The sequence below is a fragment of the Nocardia sp. NPDC057440 genome, assembly GCF_042802915.1.
Lineage (GTDB): Bacteria > Actinomycetota > Actinomycetes > Mycobacteriales > Mycobacteriaceae > Nocardia.
In genome coordinates this window covers 593,734-610,152 of sequence record NZ_JBHVDF010000001.1, presented here as the reverse complement: position 1 = coordinate 610,152, position 16,419 = coordinate 593,734, and the positions used below count along the sequence as shown (strand labels likewise).

The window sequence follows — 16,419 nt, the reverse complement described above, 5'->3', positions numbered from 1 at the left end:
CCGCTGGCAAACATTTGCCGGGCGGTCGAATGCCCATACCGAACGGCGGTGAAAAGGGTTAGGTGACCAGATGACTCAGTGGCCGGAGCTACGGACGCCGAGCAGCACGTCCTCCCAGGACGGCATCGGAGCCTTACCGCGCTTGGTCCGATTGGACTTCGCGGGGGCGGCCTTGCCGTTGCTGGGTTTGGCGGGCTCCTCGGTGGAGGCCGCCGGAGCCTTCGGAGCAGCCGGAGCCTTCGGCGCGGCGGGCTCGGCCGGGACGGCGCCCGCTCTCGGTGCCGGCGTCGCGGTAGTCGAAGCACCCGCGGCGGGTGCCGTGCTGGTTCCCGCCGTTACGGCAGGCGCGGTACCGCTCGCGGCCGGAATAGCGTTGGTGCTCGCGGCTGCCGGGATAGCGGTGCTGCTGCCACCCGCGACGACGGAACGCTGCTCGTAGTACTCGTCCAGCATCGGCTGGTTCTGCCGGGGCGCGGTCCGCGCGGCCGGGGCCGCTTCCCGAGCCGGACGAGCTTCGGCGGGGCGAGTTTCGGCCGGCCTGGTCTCCACCGGAACCTCGGGCGCGGCAGGCGCCTCGATCTCGGCCTGCGGCGGGAGAATCGTGGCAAGCCCGCGTAGCGCGCGGCCGAAATCGGGATCGATCAGATCGGAAGCGGGATCGTCGAGGGGCGACACCGAACCACCGTGGGCATCCGGCTGGTAGCGCCAGTGCGCCGTGATGTCGGAACGGCCGTTCTGCCACTGCAGTTGGGCGACCCAGAAACCCTTCTCGTCTTTCCAGGCATCCCATTCGACGCCCTCGATATTGTGCCCGCGCTCGGTGAAGGCGGCGGTGACGATATCGATGAGGGTTTCCACCGCGGGGCCGTCGGCGCGGACCGGATGCGCCTTCTGCGCGAGTTCGGCGGCGCGAGCGCGCTCCAGCAGCACGGGGTAGGCGAAACGCTCGACCCTGCTGGCCGGCATCCCGGACTCTTCGGTGACCTGTTCGACGGAGGCTCCGGCACGGATACGAGCTTGAATATCGCGAGGACGCATAGTTGCTTCCATTTCGATCTCAATCTGGCCGAATCGGGCAAGGTCTCCGCGGGCTGCGGCTCGAAGCTTGTCGTCGGCGGGCAGCCGGTACTTGTTGCCGGTCTCGGTGTCGATACACACGATGTGCGTGGAGTCGGGCGTCACCCCGATCACTCGAAGTTCACGCACCGTTACCTCCTTATCGCGTCGGCTCGCGACACCGCCCACTTTCCGAAACAGTAGTGCACTACTGATGATCTCGGGGCAAGACACGCGGCACGGAAATCGGGCAATAACCCGCTGTGCCCCGCTAATCTGCTCTGTTCGATTCGCGGCGCGTGCTGGTACGGCGTGTCGAGCGTGGCGTGTCTGTGTTTTTTTGGCTGTGTTTGATTGGCAGCGCCTGCGGCGCTGCGTGTTCGCGGCCCCCTTGGTCTCGCTTCGCTCGGAAGACATCATCGTGCCGAGGGGGTGTGTCTGTGGGGGTGTTGCGACTTGTTGTCTGTGCTTGCGGGTGTTCGGACTCGGGTTGGGGTCGCGAACTCTAGTGCTGGGTCTCGCTTCGCTCGAAGGACATCATCGTGCCTAGGGGGCGCGTATGTGGCGATCTTGCGACTTTGTTGTCTGCGCTTCGGCTGCTCGGGCGTGAGATGGCCGCGAACACTAGTGCTGGATGTTGCTGTCGGAAGACGTCATCGTGCCTGGTGGGCACGCCTGTGGGGATCTTGCGACTTTGTTGCTTGCGCTTCGGCTGCTCGGACGCGAGACCGGGCGAACTCTAGTGCTGGATCTGGCTTCACTCGGAAGGTGTCGTTGTGCCGAAGGGTGTGTCTGTGGGGTTGTCGCGACTTTGCTGGATGCGCCCCGGGTACTGGACCCGCTCGGCCACTGGGTGCGTGGTTGCGAACGGGTGTGAGCGGTCGCGAACGGCGTTGGTCGGACTGCTCTCCGTGGTTGGTGCTAGGCCAGCTTCTCTACGACGTAGTCGATGCTGCGGGTCAATTGGCTGACGTCTTCGGGGGAGATCGCCGGGAACATGCCGACGCGCAGCTGGTTGCGGCCGAGCTTGCGGTAGGGCTCGGTGTCGACGATTCCGTTGGCGCGCAGCACCTTCGCGACGGCGGCCGCGTCGACCGAGTCGGCGAAGTCGATGGTGCCGACGACCTGCGAACGGTGTGCCGGGTCGGTGACGTACGGCGTGGCGAACTCACTCGACTCGGCCCAGGAGTACAGGCGCGAGGACGAATCCAGGGTCCGCTTGACCGCCCAGTCCAGGCCGCCGTTGTTGTTGAGCCACTCGATCTGGTTGGCGAACAGGAGCAGGGTGCCGAGGGCTGGGGTGTTGTAGGTCTGGTCCTTGGTGCTGTTGTCGATCGCGATCGGCAGCGAAAGGAACTCGGGGGTCCACCGACCCGAGGCCTTGATCTCCTCGACACGGGCCAGCGCGGCGGGGCTCATCAGCGCGACCCACAGGCCGCCGTCGGAGGCGAAGCACTTCTGCGGTGCGAAGTAGTAGACGTCGGAGTCGGCGATATTCACCGGCAGACCGCCGGCGCCGGAGGTGGCGTCGATGGCGATGAGGGCGTGCTCCGAACCGGCCGGGCGCTGCACGGGGATCGCGACGCCGGTGGAGGTTTCGTTGTGGGCCCAGCCGATCAAGTCGACCGACGGGTCCGACACCGGCTCCGGGGCGCTGCCGGGCTCCGAGGAGACCACGATCGGATCGCCGATGAACGGGTTGCCCTTGGCCACCGTGGCGAACTTCGAGCTGAACTCACCGTTGGTCAGGTGCAGCGAACGCTCGCGGATCAGGCCGAACGCGGCGGCATCCCAGAACGCGGTGGTGCCGCCGTTGCCGAGCACGACCTCGTAGCCGTCGGGCAGCGCGAACAGCTCACGCAGTCCGCTGCGCACCCGCGCGACCACGTCTTTGACCGGTTTCTGCCGGTGACTGGTTCCGAACACCGAGGCGCCCACCTCGACCAGGGACTGCAACTGCTCCGGTCGCACCTTGGAGGGGCCACAGCCGAACCGTCCGTCGGCGGGCTTGAGATCGTCGGGAATCGTCGGGAACGCAGTGGTCATGGCACACAGGGTAGACGGTGGTATTGCTGTGTTGCTGACCACACTCCAGCTAACGTTGACGCCCATGAACATGGCGTCGGCTATCTCGGGGTGGCGATTGCGCAGTCGGCGGCCACGTAAGTTCGGACTACGCGCCGGATCGATGTCGGATGCGCAGCGGCGGGAGTTGCTGATACGAGGAGCCCAAGGCTCCGCAACGATCTTGGGGGTGCGGCCACAGCGCGGCGAACCGGGGCATGTGTTCTGGGTTCGGGTGCATATCGACGGGGAGCTGCCCTACGAGACCAGGGTGCCTCAGCGCATGCGTGAAGACGACCTGGAATGGATGCAGCCCGGTGATGTCGTGTGCTGCCGGGTCGATCCGGGTGACCGCGACCGACTCGTGTTGTACGTGCCCGATCTCGCGGAGGCCGAGCGGGCGAGCATTTCGAAGATCCTGTCCGACGGCCGCCGCGCCGACGCCACCGTGCTCGCCGCCGCACCCGTCGCGGCCGATTACGGCGGCCGCGACGATCCGGTGCTTCGCCTCGACCTCGAGCTGCGCGCCTGGGACGAGCCGAAGCCGTGGCGGGTGCGCCTGGTCCAGCCGGTTCCGCTGGCCGCCATCGGTCTCGTCGATCTCGGCCAGCATCTCGAGGTCGCCTTCTTCACCGTCGACCGCGGTGACTCGGTGGCCGTCGACTGGCTCGCCTCACTCGGCGAGGACTAGCGCCTCGGCCGAGTCCAGGCGGTCCGTGAACCGCGGCAATCATCGTGGTGGGGTTCGCGGACCTGTTCATGACGTTGGCGATCTGGGGTGTCAACCCCGACGTCCAGGTCACTCGTGAACGGGACACGGCTGCGGCAAACCTCGAGGAGCCGCTCGATCATGTCCCGTTCGGGCGATGCTGCTTTGTCAGGCGGTGGCTGAGGGCGAGACTCGGCTGAGGGCGTAGCCGGTGACGGCGATTAGTGCGTTCTTCGCCGACTCACGGTTGCGGGCGTCGATCATCATGACCGGGACGTGGTCGGGCACCGACAGGGCATCGCGGATGGCCGCTTCGGGGAATTTCGGCCCATCGTCGAACTCGTTGACGGCGACAAGGAAGGGCAGGCCGAGCTCCTCGAAGTAGTCGACGGCCGCAAAGCTTTCGTCCACGCGGCGGGCATCGACCAGCACGATCGCGCCGATCGCACCGAGGCTGAGGTCGTCCCACATGAACCAGAAGCGGTGCTGGCCGGGCGTGCCGAATAGGTAGAGCACCAGGTCGTCGGCCAGACTGATGCGCCCGAAGTCCATTGCCACCGTGGTGGTGTGTTTATCGGGAACCGGAGAGGTGTCGTCCACCTCGGCGCTCAGATCGGTGATCACCGCCTCGGTGCGCAACGGGACGATATCGGATACCGCGCCTACCAGCGTGGTCTTGCCGACACCGAACTCGCCTGCGATCACGATCTTCGCCGAGACGGCGCGGGTTCCGGAGGAGGGGGCTACGGATTCGGGTGCGGTCATCGAAAGTCCTCGGCTGCGAATGGTTTCGACGAACGAGTAGCCCGGCCGTCGCGTACTCCACGGTCATAGTTCTTGAGGCCGTCCCGTATCGCTGCGGGATCGGGACGGCTGTCGGTGTCGAGCTGCTCCTGCGCCGCTGGCGGCGGCTCCGTACCACCCGGCACCAGGTGGTTCCCCGGCTCCCGCAGGGGCAGCCCGGCTCTGGTGCGCAGCGTGACCGGCTGATCGGCGGCCCGCTGCGCGGCCGACCACCCCTCATCCGCCGCCGAGTTCCAACTCGCCGGCGCCTCTTCCTGGCCGGTCTCCGGATCAGCGAGCCAAGCCGAGATCATGCCCGCGAAGATTGGTGTCGCCGATTCTTGCGCGGCAGGTGCGGGGTTCGCTGGGGCGGCGGAGCCCATGGACATCGCGGACCTGGTGTTCGGTGCGGTGGTCGGTAGTGCGGAAGCGGTCGCGTTCGGTGTGTCGGCGTTGCTGGTGCTCGCTGGTGTCGAAGCAATAGGCGAGCGTGCTCGATCGGCATCCCGGGTCATGGGTCCGGCCTGTGACGCCGTGGGTGCTGGCGGCTGGGCTCGTGAATCGGGATGCCTGGGTGGTACGGCGGTCGCTGTGCGATCGGCGGCTGCGGTGAGTGTCGGTGTTGCCGCCTGATCGACGCCGGATGCGGTGCCGATGGGTGAAGCAGGAGACGTCGCCGTCCGATGGGGCCTGAGCGGGGTGAGCGGGGTGAGTGGGGCCAGTGAGGTGAACGGTGCCTTGTGGGCGGTGGGTGCGGTATTCGTGTGTGCTGCGTGGCCGGTGTTCGCCGAGGGGGGTGTGTTCGGCGATGCGATCGGGGCCGCCGGGGGTGTGGCGTTCGTCGATGGCGAAAAGTTGGGAGGCGGTGCGGTTTTCGTCGTGGGCGAGGCAGCGTGAGTTGCCGCATTGCTGGGAGTGGGGGTGGTGCCGGCGGGGCGTGCGGCGTTCGGTGTCTGCGCAGCGGTAGGAGCGGTTCCCGGTGTGGATGCGGTGGTAAATGCCGCCGCGTCGCGGGCGGCAGGTGCGGGCACCGGCGATCGCGAAGGGGCAGGCGGCGCGGTTCTCGTCGATGGCGCAGCAGCGTCGACCACCACGTCGGCGGTTGTGTTCGTGGGTGGTGTGGTGCTCGACGGTGTGTTCGTGGGTGGTGTGGTGCTCGACGCTGTGCTCGCGGGCGGTGTGGTTGTCGGCGGTGTGCTCGAAGGTGACGCGGTTGCTGATGCTGCTGCTTGGTCGGCGGCGTTCGCGAGTGCCAACGAGATCGGTGTTGCGCCAGGGGCCGTGGCGGGTATGGACTTCCCCGGCGGTGCCGGGTTCCGGCCTGCCGTCATGTCCAACTGCGGTACCGCCTTCCCGCGAAGTGGCGGTGTCGGGCTTGCGGTGTTGTCGGGTTGTGGTGCGGCTTTGTTCGCCGGTGGCGGTGTCGGGCTTGCGGTGTTGTCGGGTTGTGGTGCGGCTTTCTCCACCAGCGGCGGGGTCTGGCCTGCTGCCTTGTCGGCGTTCGATCCTGGTTTGACCGGCGCGGCTCGGAAGAACGACGCGGTCTGGGAGACCCGGTATTGCTGGGTGTCCATATTCGCGTTGTTCAGGGCGGCTGTGTTGGGCAGTGGCTTGTTCGGTGTCGCGGTGGCGGACGCCGCTGAGGTCGGTGTCGCTGTGGTCGACGCCATTGGGGTCGGTGTCGGGGTGGCTGACGCCGTTGAGGTCGGAGTCGCCGTGGCTGGTGTCGAGTGCGCCGTGGTCGGCGTTGGGACCTGCGGTCTGGTCGGTGCCGTGGTGGTAGGTGCCGCCGGGCGCGGCGTCGGCTGTGACAGCGCGGCGGTGCGCAGGCCTCCTGCCTGGTTGCGTGCGCCCCTGCGGTTGGCGCCCGGGACTCGTTTGGGCAGACCGTAGCTGGTGATCACCGGTGCCGCCCGCGGTGTCGCGGCCGGTGGTTCCGGAGCGGGGCGGGGGGTGAGCGGTTGCTGGCCGATGCCGCTCGCCTGCGGTCTCGGGAGTCCGGCGGGAGCGGTGAGCAGGCTCTTCGGCTTGTCCGGCTGCGGCATGCCGCCGACCGGCGGCACCGGGGTACGGCCGGTGTGCAGCGTGTCCCGGTGAACCTGGATGACCTGCGCTCCGCTCGCCGGAGTGTCACGCTCCTGCGGCGGCACCGCGATCAGGGGCGCGGGGATGTGCAGGCTCGCGGTGATGCCGGGATTGAGCGCGCGGTCCTGGGTACGGCGCAGCCGCACCGTGATGCCGTGCCGTTCGGCAAGTCTGCCGACCACGAACAGACCCATCTGCCTGGTCGTCGCCAGCGTGGCCGTCGCCAAGGTCGCCAGCCTGCGGTTGATCTCGTCGAGTTCGCTCGGCACGATGCCGATGCCCACGTCGATGACCTCGACCAGTAGGCCGCCCTCGGAGGTCCTGCTGTAGGCGAAGGACACCTCGCTGTCCGGCGGCGATGCGCGCAGCGCGTTCTCCAGTAACTCGGCGATCAGGTGCACCAGATCCGTGGCCGCGGTGCCCGTCACCCAACCGTCGGGTGTCGCACCGGTTTTCACTCGCTGATAGTCCTCGACCTCGGAGCCTGCGGCGCGCAGAACGTCACGCACCTCCACCGGCCCGGACCGGTCGAGTCGCGATTTGGTGCCTGCGAGCACCAGCAGGTTGGCGCTGTTGCGTCGCATGCGGGCGGCCAGGTGATCGAGCCGGAACAGCTGGTCGAGCCGCTCGGGATCCTTCTCCTCGAACTCCAGTGCGTCGATCATGCTGAGCTGGCGATCGACCAGGGTCTGGTTGCGCCGGGCCATGGTTTCGAACATGTCGTTGACCTGATCGCGCAGCTGTTGTTGCTGGGCAGCGAGTTTGAGTGCCTGCGCGTGTAGTCGGTCGACCGTGCGGGCGATCTCGCCGATTTCCTCGCCGGTGTGCACGGGCACCGGATTGACCCTGATGTGCTCGAGTTGGGCGCCGAGGCTGATGCGCTCGACTTCGTCGGGCAGGTCGCGATCGGCGAGCTTGGCCGCGCCCGCGCGTAGTCGGCGCAGCGGCCGCAGCAATGAGCGGGCGACGAGCAGACCGAACAGCAGCGCCGCGATCAACGTGCCGAGCACCACGACGGAGGCTTTGATCGCCGCGGCTCGGGAGGCGTCGACCACATGGTCGACGTCGGCGAAGATGCGCTCGACGGTATCGCTCGCGAGCTTGGTGTACACGTCGCGGGACCCGAGCGCCAGATCGCGCAGGTCGGGCAACTCCACCTTGCCCGTCTCGATGGCCTCGTCGATCGCGGCCTTCAGGATGACGTTGTTGGCGCGCACCACCCGATCGAGTTCCGGTTTGGCGGAGGGCAAGTCGCGTTCGACGGTGTCGGTCAGTGTGCGGAAGGAGCCTTGCGCGGCATTGAAGTCGTTGACCTTCGAAGGATCCTGCATCGCCGACATCGCGACCATCAGGAAGTTGAAGCCCTCCAACTTGCCGAGCAGCAGATCGAACAGCTGGACCTTCCCCATGACGACCGAGGGGATCTGAATCGGCGTGAGCAGCCGGTCGACGGTGCCGACCGCCTCACGGGCGATCATGTTGTTCAAGCCCACCGCTTTGAGCGGATCGCCGCCGCCGCCCTTGCCGCCCGCGCGGATGACCTCGCTGGTGGCGGTCATCTCCCGCAACGCCGTGGCGACCGTCGGATCGATCCCCTCGCGCCCGGCGCGCATAGTGGCCTCGGTGATCGCGGTGGATAGTTCGACCAAGTCCTGGTCGGTGGTGGTGCCGTAGACCTGCCCGCCCGCGACGGTCGAGGCAGCCGATTCGAGTGCGGTGATGGCGGGAATGTCGGAGATGCGGTCGGCCGCATCGGTGTAGTTGGAGTAGTCGTTGAAGAACACCGTCAACCGAAGACCGCCCAGCAGCATGGCCGCGGCGAGCGGAACGGCAACGGCGGCGGTGACTTTCCAGCGAACGCGCCACTGCTCGAGGTTCCGCAACCGAGTGCGCGCGATCACCGTCTGCGCCACCCTCATACCGCCTTCCGCTCGGATCGTACCGATCCGGTCGCATCGCCATTCGGCGAAATGTCCGGTGAGCAGCCGCGATCCGCCAATCAGTACCACCGGACATAGTCCGTCAGCATCGGTACCTTACTGGCTGGATGCCCGCAGTTCCCACGTTTGGACGGATCGTTGTTATGAACCGTGCGAGGAGTCGGAGGCGCACGAAGATGAAGCCCGCCGACAGCGGGGCGGGCAGCGCGGCAGTGATGCTCGCGGCGGTGCCGGACTTCGGTCGGTGCGTATGCGCCAGTGAAATCACGCCGGGCGCGGCGGCATTCCCACCGGTGGTGGTCGTGGTGGTAATCGACTGCGCGGTCGGCGTATTAGCGTTGTCCGCGCTACAACCGGCGGCCACACTCGTCACACCGCTGCGACGCCGATGCCGAACATCCGTCGCCGCGATATTTCACGATCCGACATCCCCGTAAGCCCTCTTTCGACGCACGTCCCTCCGGGGATGCTTCGCGAGCCGAACCTCGTGGCAGGCAACAAATCCCGCCGCGCGTCCGGCTCGTGGATTTACCCCGTGTCGAACCGAGCAGTCGAACTATGCGTGGTGCAGCCGCGCTCGAATCGGAAGCAGGCGTGACCGAATCAGGAGTGCGAGACCGTCGCCCAGCCCGCGACGTCCTCGGGGCGGCGCGGCGCGGGGCCGGTGTAGATGGCGGCCGGGCGGACGAGCTTGCCGAGCTGCTTCTGCTCGAGGATGTGCGCACACCAGCCCGCGGTACGGCCACAGGTGAACATGGCGGGCATCATGTGCGCGGGCACCTCGGCGAAGTCGAGGATGACCGCGGCCCAGAACTCGACGTTGGTCTCGATGGCGCGGTCCGGGCGGCGCTCACGCAGCTCGGCCAGCGCGGCTTGCTCCAGCGCGGCGGCCACCTCGTAGCGCGGGGCGGCGAGACGCTTGGCGGTGGCGCGCAGCACGCGGGCGCGCGGGTCCTCGGCCCGGTAGACCCGGTGGCCGAAGCCCATCAGTTTTTCCTTGCGGTCCAGGATGCCCTTGACCAGAGCGCGTGCGTCACCGGTCTTTTCGACCGCTTCGATCATCGGAAGCACGCGCGCGGGCGCACCGCCGTGCAGCGGGCCCGACATCGCGCCGATCGCGCCGGACAGCGACGCGGCGACATCGGCTCCGGTGGAGGCGATCACCCGCGCGGTGAAGGTGGAGGCGTTCATGCCGTGCTCGGCGGCGGAAACCCAGTAGGCGTCGATGGCCTCGGTGTGCTTCGGGTCCGGGTCACCCTTCCAGCGAGTCATGAACCGCTCGGTGACGGTGTTGCACTCGTCGATCTTCCGCTGCGGCACCGCGGGCTGGTAGATGCCGCGCGCGGACTGCGCCACGTAGGACAGCGCCATCACCGAGGCGCGGGCCAGGTTCTCGCGCGCGGTCTCGTCGTCGATGTCGAGCAGCGGCTCGTAGCCCCAGATCGGGGCCAGCATCGCGAGGCCTGCCTGCACGTCGACACGCACATCGCCGGTGTGCACCGGCAGCGGGAACGGCTCCGCGGGCGGCAGGCTGCGGCCGAACTCGCCGTCGACGAGTAGTGCCCATACATCCCCGAAGGTCACCCGTCCGAGGACCAGGTCCTCGATGTCGACGCCGCGGTAGCGCAGCGCGCCGCCGTCCTTGTCCGGCTCGGCGATGTCGGTGGTGAATGCCACGACACCCTCGAGGCCGCTGACGAAGTCGCTCGGTACGGTGGCCTGCCCACCGGGAACCGCAGGGCTGGTAGTCATGTTGTGACTCTCCTTGCACATCGGGTCGCATGCTCGCGGGAGAAGAGGGATGTGGATCACCCAGCACATGCCGATCACGAAAACCTTAGCTCCTTGCTACCGCGGAGTAACGTCTGGCCCATGCGTGACCTGGACAATTCACCTGCCGGCCAGGAAACGGCCGAAAACCTCGCAACCACGGCTGCCGCGGTGGCGAGAGGATCGACGGATCCGGCCGTATTGCGGGCGGCAAGCGACCTGGCGACGATGCGTGTCGAGTACGGCGGCACCCCGTTCGGCAGCGGTGAAGACACCGATCTGGACGAAGCCTGGTTGGCGGGCGGTTGGGAACCGCTGCTGCGCCACTGGATCGAACAGGCCACCGCCGTCGGCATCGCCGAACCCAACGCGATGGTGCTCGCCACCGTGGCATTGACCGACGCCGGTCCGCGGCCGGTCGCGCGAACGGTGCTGTGCAAGGGTCTGTCGCCCGACGGTGTGACCTTCTATACGAACTACGACTCGGCCAAGGGCGCGCAGCTTGCCGCCGACCCGTTCGCGGCGGCCACCTTCGTCTGGCCCGCCCTCGGCAGGCAGGTGCACGTGCGCGGCACGGTCGAATTGGTGCCCGCCGAGACGATCGCCGTCTACTGGCGTTCCCGACCGCGTGACTCCCAGCTCGGTGCGTGGGCCTCACAGCAGTCGCGGCCGATCGGGTCGCGCGCCGAGCTCGATCGGATTCTCGCCGAGACCACCGCCCGCTTCGCCGAGGTCGACGACATTCCGGTGCCGCCGCATTGGGGCGGCTATCTGCTGCGGCCCGACGAGGTGGAGTTCTGGCAGGGCAGGCGCAGCAGGCTGCACAACCGGATCCGGGTCCGCATCGAGAGCGACGGGATGAAGGTGCAGCGCCTGCAACCGTGAACAAGTGATGAATATCGCGTCGAGCCGGCCGGGTCCGACTCGATACGCTCTCGCCGGTGAAGCTGCTCGCCGATACGACCCCACTGCGCTATCCGGACTATCGGCGACTGTGGTCGACCAACGTCGTCACCGTCGTCGGGGCGCAGTTGGCGGTGGTCGCCGTGCCGCAGCAGATCTATCAGATCACCGGCAGCTCGGGCTATGTCGGTCTGGCCGGGCTGTTCGGCCTGGTGCCGTTGATCGTGTTCGGACTGTGGGGCGGCGCGCTGGCCGACGTGATGGATCGGCGCAAGTTGCTGCTCATCACCAACGCCGGCACCGGAGTGACCGCGCTGGCCTTCTGGGGTCAGGCCGCGGCCGGACTGGACAACGTGTGGGTGGTGCTCGGCCTTTTCGCCATGCAGCAGGCCTTTTTCGCGGTGAATCAGCCGACCCGCAGCGCGACCATTCCCCGGCTGTTGCCGCCGGAACAGCTCGCCGCGGCCAATTCGCTCAGCATGACCGTCCAGCAGGTCGGCGCCATCGCGGGGCCGGTTCTCGCGGGCGCGCTGATCCCTGTGGTCGGGCTGTCCACGCTGTATCTGATCGATGCGGTCGCCCTGCTGGCCACGGTGTGGGCGGTGTGGAAGCTGCCAGCGTTCCCGCCGACCGGTACCGCGACCAAGGCCGGATTCCGCACGGTCCTGGACGGGTTCGCCTATCTGGCGACGCAGCGCATCCTGCTCGCCTCGTTCGCGGTGGATGTGATCGCGATGGTGTTCGGCATGCCGCGGGCGCTGTTCCCGCAGATCGCGCAGGAGACTTTCGGCGATCCGGCGACCGGGGGTGTCGCGCTCGGCTTGCTGTTCGCGTCGATGTCGGTAGGCGCGGTGCTGGGCGGCGTCTTCTCCGGCTGGATTCCGCGCATCCGGCGGCAGGGCCTCGCGGTAGTGATCTGCATCGCACTGTGGGGGCTCGCGATGGTCGGCTTCGGTCTGGCCGTCGGCTTCACCGGGCACGGTCTCGGTCTCGGGCTCGGCCTGTGGATCGCGCTGGGCTGCTCGGCCTTCGGTGGTGCGGTCGACATGATCTCCGCCGCGCTGCGGGTGACGATGCTGCAAACCGTCGCCACCGACGAGATGCGCGGCAGGCTGCAGGGCGTGTTCATCGTCATCGTCGCAGGCGGTCCGCGCATCGGTGATGTTGCCCACGGTTTTGCCGCGGCGAGCCTGGGTACCGCCGTCGCGGCGGCGGGCGGCGGCGTGCTGGTCGTGGTCGGGGTAGTGCTGGCCGCGCTCGCCTTCCCCGCCTTCCTCCGCTATCGCGTGAGCAGGTCGCACTCGGAGCCGGTACCTGCGGTGAGTGAGCGCAACGAGTGAACGCCGCGCGCGGCGCGGGGTGCGGCGGAAGTACTCATGAGTAGGGGTATCGAAACCTCACGCGCGCAGAACACGTTTGTGAGCTCGCCCGGTGGGCACCCTCGTTCCCGGGCAGTGCGAGCAACGACTAGCGTCTAGACGAGAGCACCGCCGTGCCGACGCACCCCGATGCCGACGGTCCTAGCCTGAGAGGGATCCTTCCGTGCCCGAAAAAGACCACATCAACGACGCCAAGCCGGTGCTGAGCTACCCCGGTGGCGAATACGCCATGACGGTTGCCGACGCCAAAGAAGGCAATGACGGCATCGACCTCGGCAAAATGCTGGCGAGCACTGGATACGTCACCTACGACCCCGGTTTCATGAACACCGCGCCGACCAAGTCGGCGATCACCTACATCGACGGCGAAGCGGGCATCCTGCGCTACCGCGGCTACCCGATCGAACAGCTCGCGGGCACCTCGACCTTCATCGAGGTCAGCTACCTGCTGATCTACGGCGAGCTGCCCACGCAGGCGCAGTTGGACGATTTCACCGATCGCATCCGCAGACACACGCTGCTGCACGAGGACCTCAAGCGGTTCTTCGACGGCTTCCCGCGCAACGCGCACCCGATGCCGGTGCTGTCCTCCGCGGTGAACGCGCTGTCGGCCTACTACCAGGATTCGCTGGACCCGCGCGATCCCGAACAGGTCGAGCTATCCACCATTCGACTACTGGCGAAGTTGCCGACCATCGCGGCCTACTCGTACAAGAAGTCGGTCGGCCAGCCGTTCCTCTACCCGGACAACTCGCTGACCCTGGTCGAGAACTTCCTGCGCATGACCTTCGGTTTCCCGGCCGAGCCCTACGAGGTCGACCCCGAGATCGCCGCCGCGCTCGACATGCTGCTGATCCTGCACGCCGATCACGAGCAGAACTGCTCGACCTCGACGGTGCGTCTGGTCGGCTCGTCCGACGCGAACCTGTTCACCTCGGTTTCCGGTGGCATCAACGCGCTGTGGGGCCCGCTGCACGGCGGCGCCAACCAGGCTGTGCTGGAGATGCTCGACGGCATCAAGGAGCAGGGCGGCGACGTCAAGGAGTTCATCCGCAAGGTCAAGAACAAGGAAGACGGCGTGAAGCTCATGGGCTTCGGGCACCGCGTCTACCGCAACTATGACCCGCGCGCGTCGATCGCCAAGAAGCACGCCGACTCGATCCTGAGCAAGCTCGGCGGCGACGACGAACTGTTCGACATCGCGAAGGCGCTCGAAGAGGCCGCACTGACCGATGAGTACTTCATCTCGCGTCAGCTGTACCCGAACGTCGACTTCTACACCGGCGTCATCTACAAGGCCATGGGCTTCCCGACCCGGATGTTCACGGTGTTGTTCGCCATGGGCCGGCTGCCGGGCTGGATCGCGCACTGGCGCGAAATGCACAGCGAGCCACTGAAGATCGGGCGCCCGCGTCAGATTTACACCGGTTACGGTGCCCGCGATTACCACGAGATCACGAACCGCTGATCACATCACCCACCATCACCTATCGAAGGGGATAGCCGAATGACCAAGCCGGAGATCGAGTTCCAGGCGGGCCCCGCGCCCACCGAGCTGGTTGTCAAGGACATCATCGAGGGCGAGGGCACCGAAGCTGTGCCCGGCGGCAACGTCGAGGTGCACTACGTCGGCGTCGAATTCGAATCCGGCGAGGAGTTCGACTCGTCCTGGAACCGTGGCGAGTCCATCACCTTCCCGCTGCGTGGCCTGATCCAGGGCTGGCAGGACGGCATCCCCGGCATGAAGGTCGGCGGCCGTCGCCAGCTCACCATCCCGCCGGAGCTGGCCTACGGCCCCGCCGGTGCGGGCCACAAGCTCTCGGGCAAGACGCTGGTCTTCGTCATCGACCTGCTGAACGCCAACTGAGCGAAAACTCTTACTGCGGCCCGTGTTCCACTTCGGTGGACACGGGCCGCAGTCGTATTAAGAGCGGGTCGGAGCGTACCAAGGCAAGCTTCACACGGAACGTGTCGGTGCCCGACCGTAGGATCCCTATCTGGTCGTCGAGACAGAGGGGGATCACATGGTCCGCAGATCGGGTGGCGTGCAGGATCCGGAACCTACGGTGCCACGGCTGGAGACACTGGCCGAGCGGGTGCTCGAGGGCGACGTCATCCTGCCCAGGTTCCAGCGCAAGTTCGTCTGGTCGGCTCAGCAGGTGCTGAATCTCCTGGATTCGGTGGCACGTGGGTACCCGATCGGCAGTGTGCTGCTCTGGCAGACCTCCGACCGTGAACTCGCCAGCGAGCGCAGCATCGCCGGTTTAGATATAGATCCACCGCGCCCCGGCTACCCGGTGAACTACGTGCTCGATGGGCAGCAGCGTCTGGCGAGTATCTGTGGAGCGCTGTTCTGGCAGCCGGATAGTGACCCAGAGAACCGCTGGAACATTGTCTACGACTTGCGAACTAGCGAATTCAGCCAAGCACAAACTTTCGACGACTCGCTATCACACCTTCTCCCCGTGCGTCTTCTGTCGACGCCATCGGATTACTTCGCCCGGGTTGCCGCGATTCCCGATCAGGATTTATCGGCCCGGGCGAAATTGTTGTACGAGCGATTCACGAACTACCAGATTGCTGTGGTCACTCTCCGGGGTATGTCGGAGAGTGAGGTTGCCAAGGTATTCGAGCGGATCAACAGCACCCACACGCCACTGACGATCGTCGACCTAATGCGGGCCGCGACCTGGAGCAGAAGCTTCGATCTCCAGGACGAAATAGACACACTGCTCGAAGTGTTGGACCGCAAGAACTACGGACATGTCGATGACAAGACATTGTTGCGCACGATTGCTGCGTCGGCGGGCTTCGGTTTCGCGCGTGACGACATGCAGGGTCTGCGGAAACTGCCACAGGATCGTTTGGAAGCTGCCGTTGCCGATGCCGCGAAGGCTGCGCGTCGTGCGGTGGACTTCCTAGCCACGGAGATCGGAACACCCAAAGCCGCGGCTTTACCGTACCTCAACCAGTTCGCGGTGCTCGTCGAGATATTCCGACGGGTACCGACACCGACATCATCGCAGCGGTCCGCGGTTGAGCGATGGTTCTGGCTGACCGCCAGCGGAGAGTATTTCAAGGGCTGGAACGCGAGGCAAATGGCCGACGACCTAGTCGCGGTCGGTGCCTTTGCGGACGGGGCGACTGAGATAGATGTCAATGCTCCGATACCGCGCGAAAAGCTGTGGACCAGTAGTCAGTTTCGCGCGAACAACGCACCGGCCAAGCTCCTGGGGCTGCTCCTCGCCGACGCTGGCCCGAAGGATCTCCGCTCCGGGCAGTGTATCGATGTCGGCCGTGCGTTGGCATGGCAGAACGACAAGGAGTTCCATCACTTCTTCCCCAAGGCATTCTTGAAGTCTGCGGGTGTGTCTGCGGCACGGGCGAATGTCTGCGCGAATCTGATCATGCTGACGTCGATCACGAACATCCACATCAGTGATCAGCGACCCTCGATGTATCTGAAAGATCTGTGCGACATGGAGGGCGAATCGGTGATTCGTGAGCGTCTGGCTCGCAGCTATGTGGACGATGCCGCATACGAAGCCGCGCTGCGCGATGACTATGGGGCGTTTCTTGAGGCCCGGGCGATGACGTTGCACAGGCGTTTGATGGAGCTGATCGGGCCCGTGGGTAGCTCGCCCTACTCACGGGCATTGGTCGTCGATGAACCAGGTGTCGATACCGATGGAGAAGTACTGATCGATCGAGACTCAGTCGACTGACGGTC

The 16,419-nt window shown here is 66.5% G+C and carries 11 protein-coding genes; 6 read left to right on the top strand and 5 right to left on the bottom strand.

Annotated features, from left to right (window positions below; translation table 11 throughout):
* Positions 1 to 75: 75 nt before the first annotated feature.
* Both sepH and serC read right to left on the bottom strand, forming a co-directional pair.
* Positions 76 to 1,206, bottom strand: a complete 1,131-nt coding sequence (gene sepH, locus ACFU4Z_RS02565; RefSeq protein ID WP_379059150.1) for a septation protein SepH — start codon at positions 1,204 to 1,206, stop codon at positions 76 to 78.
* A 771-nt stretch (positions 1,207 to 1,977) separates the two neighbouring features.
* Positions 1,978 to 3,102, bottom strand: a complete 1,125-nt coding sequence (gene serC / locus ACFU4Z_RS02560; protein ID WP_379059148.1) for a phosphoserine transaminase — start codon at positions 3,100 to 3,102, stop codon at positions 1,978 to 1,980.
* A gap of 64 nt (positions 3,103 to 3,166) precedes the next feature.
* On the opposite strand from serC, the gene ACFU4Z_RS02555 reads away from it, so the two are divergent.
* Entirely contained in the window at positions 3,167 to 3,811 is a 645-nt protein-coding gene (locus ACFU4Z_RS02555) for a hypothetical protein (RefSeq protein WP_379059146.1), read from the top strand.
* A gap of 186 nt (positions 3,812 to 3,997) precedes the next feature.
* Here ACFU4Z_RS02555 and ACFU4Z_RS02550 read toward each other — a convergent pair whose 3' ends face one another.
* The 3 genes from ACFU4Z_RS02550 to ACFU4Z_RS02540 form a co-directional block, all read right to left on the bottom strand.
* Entirely contained in the window at positions 3,998 to 4,594 is a 597-nt protein-coding gene (locus ACFU4Z_RS02550) for an ATP/GTP-binding protein (protein ID WP_379059144.1), read from the bottom strand.
* Complete coding sequence (locus tag ACFU4Z_RS02545) at positions 4,591 to 8,616, bottom strand: ATP-binding protein (RefSeq protein WP_379059142.1); 4,026 nt, start codon at positions 8,614 to 8,616, stop codon at positions 4,591 to 4,593. Before ACFU4Z_RS02545 ends, ACFU4Z_RS02550 begins: the two co-directional genes overlap by 4 nt.
* A gap of 624 nt (positions 8,617 to 9,240) precedes the next feature.
* Positions 9,241 to 10,389, bottom strand: a complete 1,149-nt coding sequence (locus ACFU4Z_RS02540; protein ID WP_328408933.1) for a citrate synthase 2 — start codon at positions 10,387 to 10,389, stop codon at positions 9,241 to 9,243.
* Positions 10,390 to 10,509: 120 nt separating this feature from the next.
* Here ACFU4Z_RS02540 and pdxH point away from each other — a divergent pair, with 120 nt between their 5' ends.
* The 5 genes from pdxH (at position 10,510) to ACFU4Z_RS02515 (ending at position 16,414) form a co-directional block, all read left to right on the top strand.
* The gene (gene pdxH, locus ACFU4Z_RS02535; protein WP_379059139.1) at positions 10,510 to 11,292 is read left to right on the top strand and encodes a pyridoxamine 5'-phosphate oxidase; all 783 of its coding nucleotides are present in this window, start codon (positions 10,510 to 10,512) and stop codon (positions 11,290 to 11,292) included.
* Positions 11,293 to 11,348: 56 nt separating this feature from the next.
* Positions 11,349 to 12,650 carry an MFS transporter gene (locus ACFU4Z_RS02530; RefSeq protein WP_379059137.1) on the top strand — a complete coding sequence of 434 codons (1,302 nt, stop codon included), beginning with the start codon at positions 11,349 to 11,351 and terminating at the stop codon, positions 12,648 to 12,650.
* Positions 12,651 to 12,852: 202 nt separating this feature from the next.
* The gene (locus ACFU4Z_RS02525; RefSeq protein WP_379059135.1) at positions 12,853 to 14,157 is read left to right on the top strand and encodes a citrate synthase; all 1,305 of its coding nucleotides are present in this window, start codon (positions 12,853 to 12,855) and stop codon (positions 14,155 to 14,157) included.
* A gap of 39 nt (positions 14,158 to 14,196) precedes the next feature.
* Positions 14,197 to 14,556, top strand: coding sequence for an FKBP-type peptidyl-prolyl cis-trans isomerase (locus tag ACFU4Z_RS02520; protein WP_379059133.1), 360 nt, complete (start codon positions 14,197 to 14,199; stop codon positions 14,554 to 14,556).
* Between the two features lie 157 nt (positions 14,557 to 14,713).
* On the top strand, positions 14,714 to 16,414 hold the full coding sequence (locus ACFU4Z_RS02515) for a DUF262 domain-containing protein (protein ID WP_379059131.1): 1,701 nt from the start codon (positions 14,714 to 14,716) through the stop codon (positions 16,412 to 16,414).
* Positions 16,415 to 16,419 lie beyond the last annotated feature (5 nt).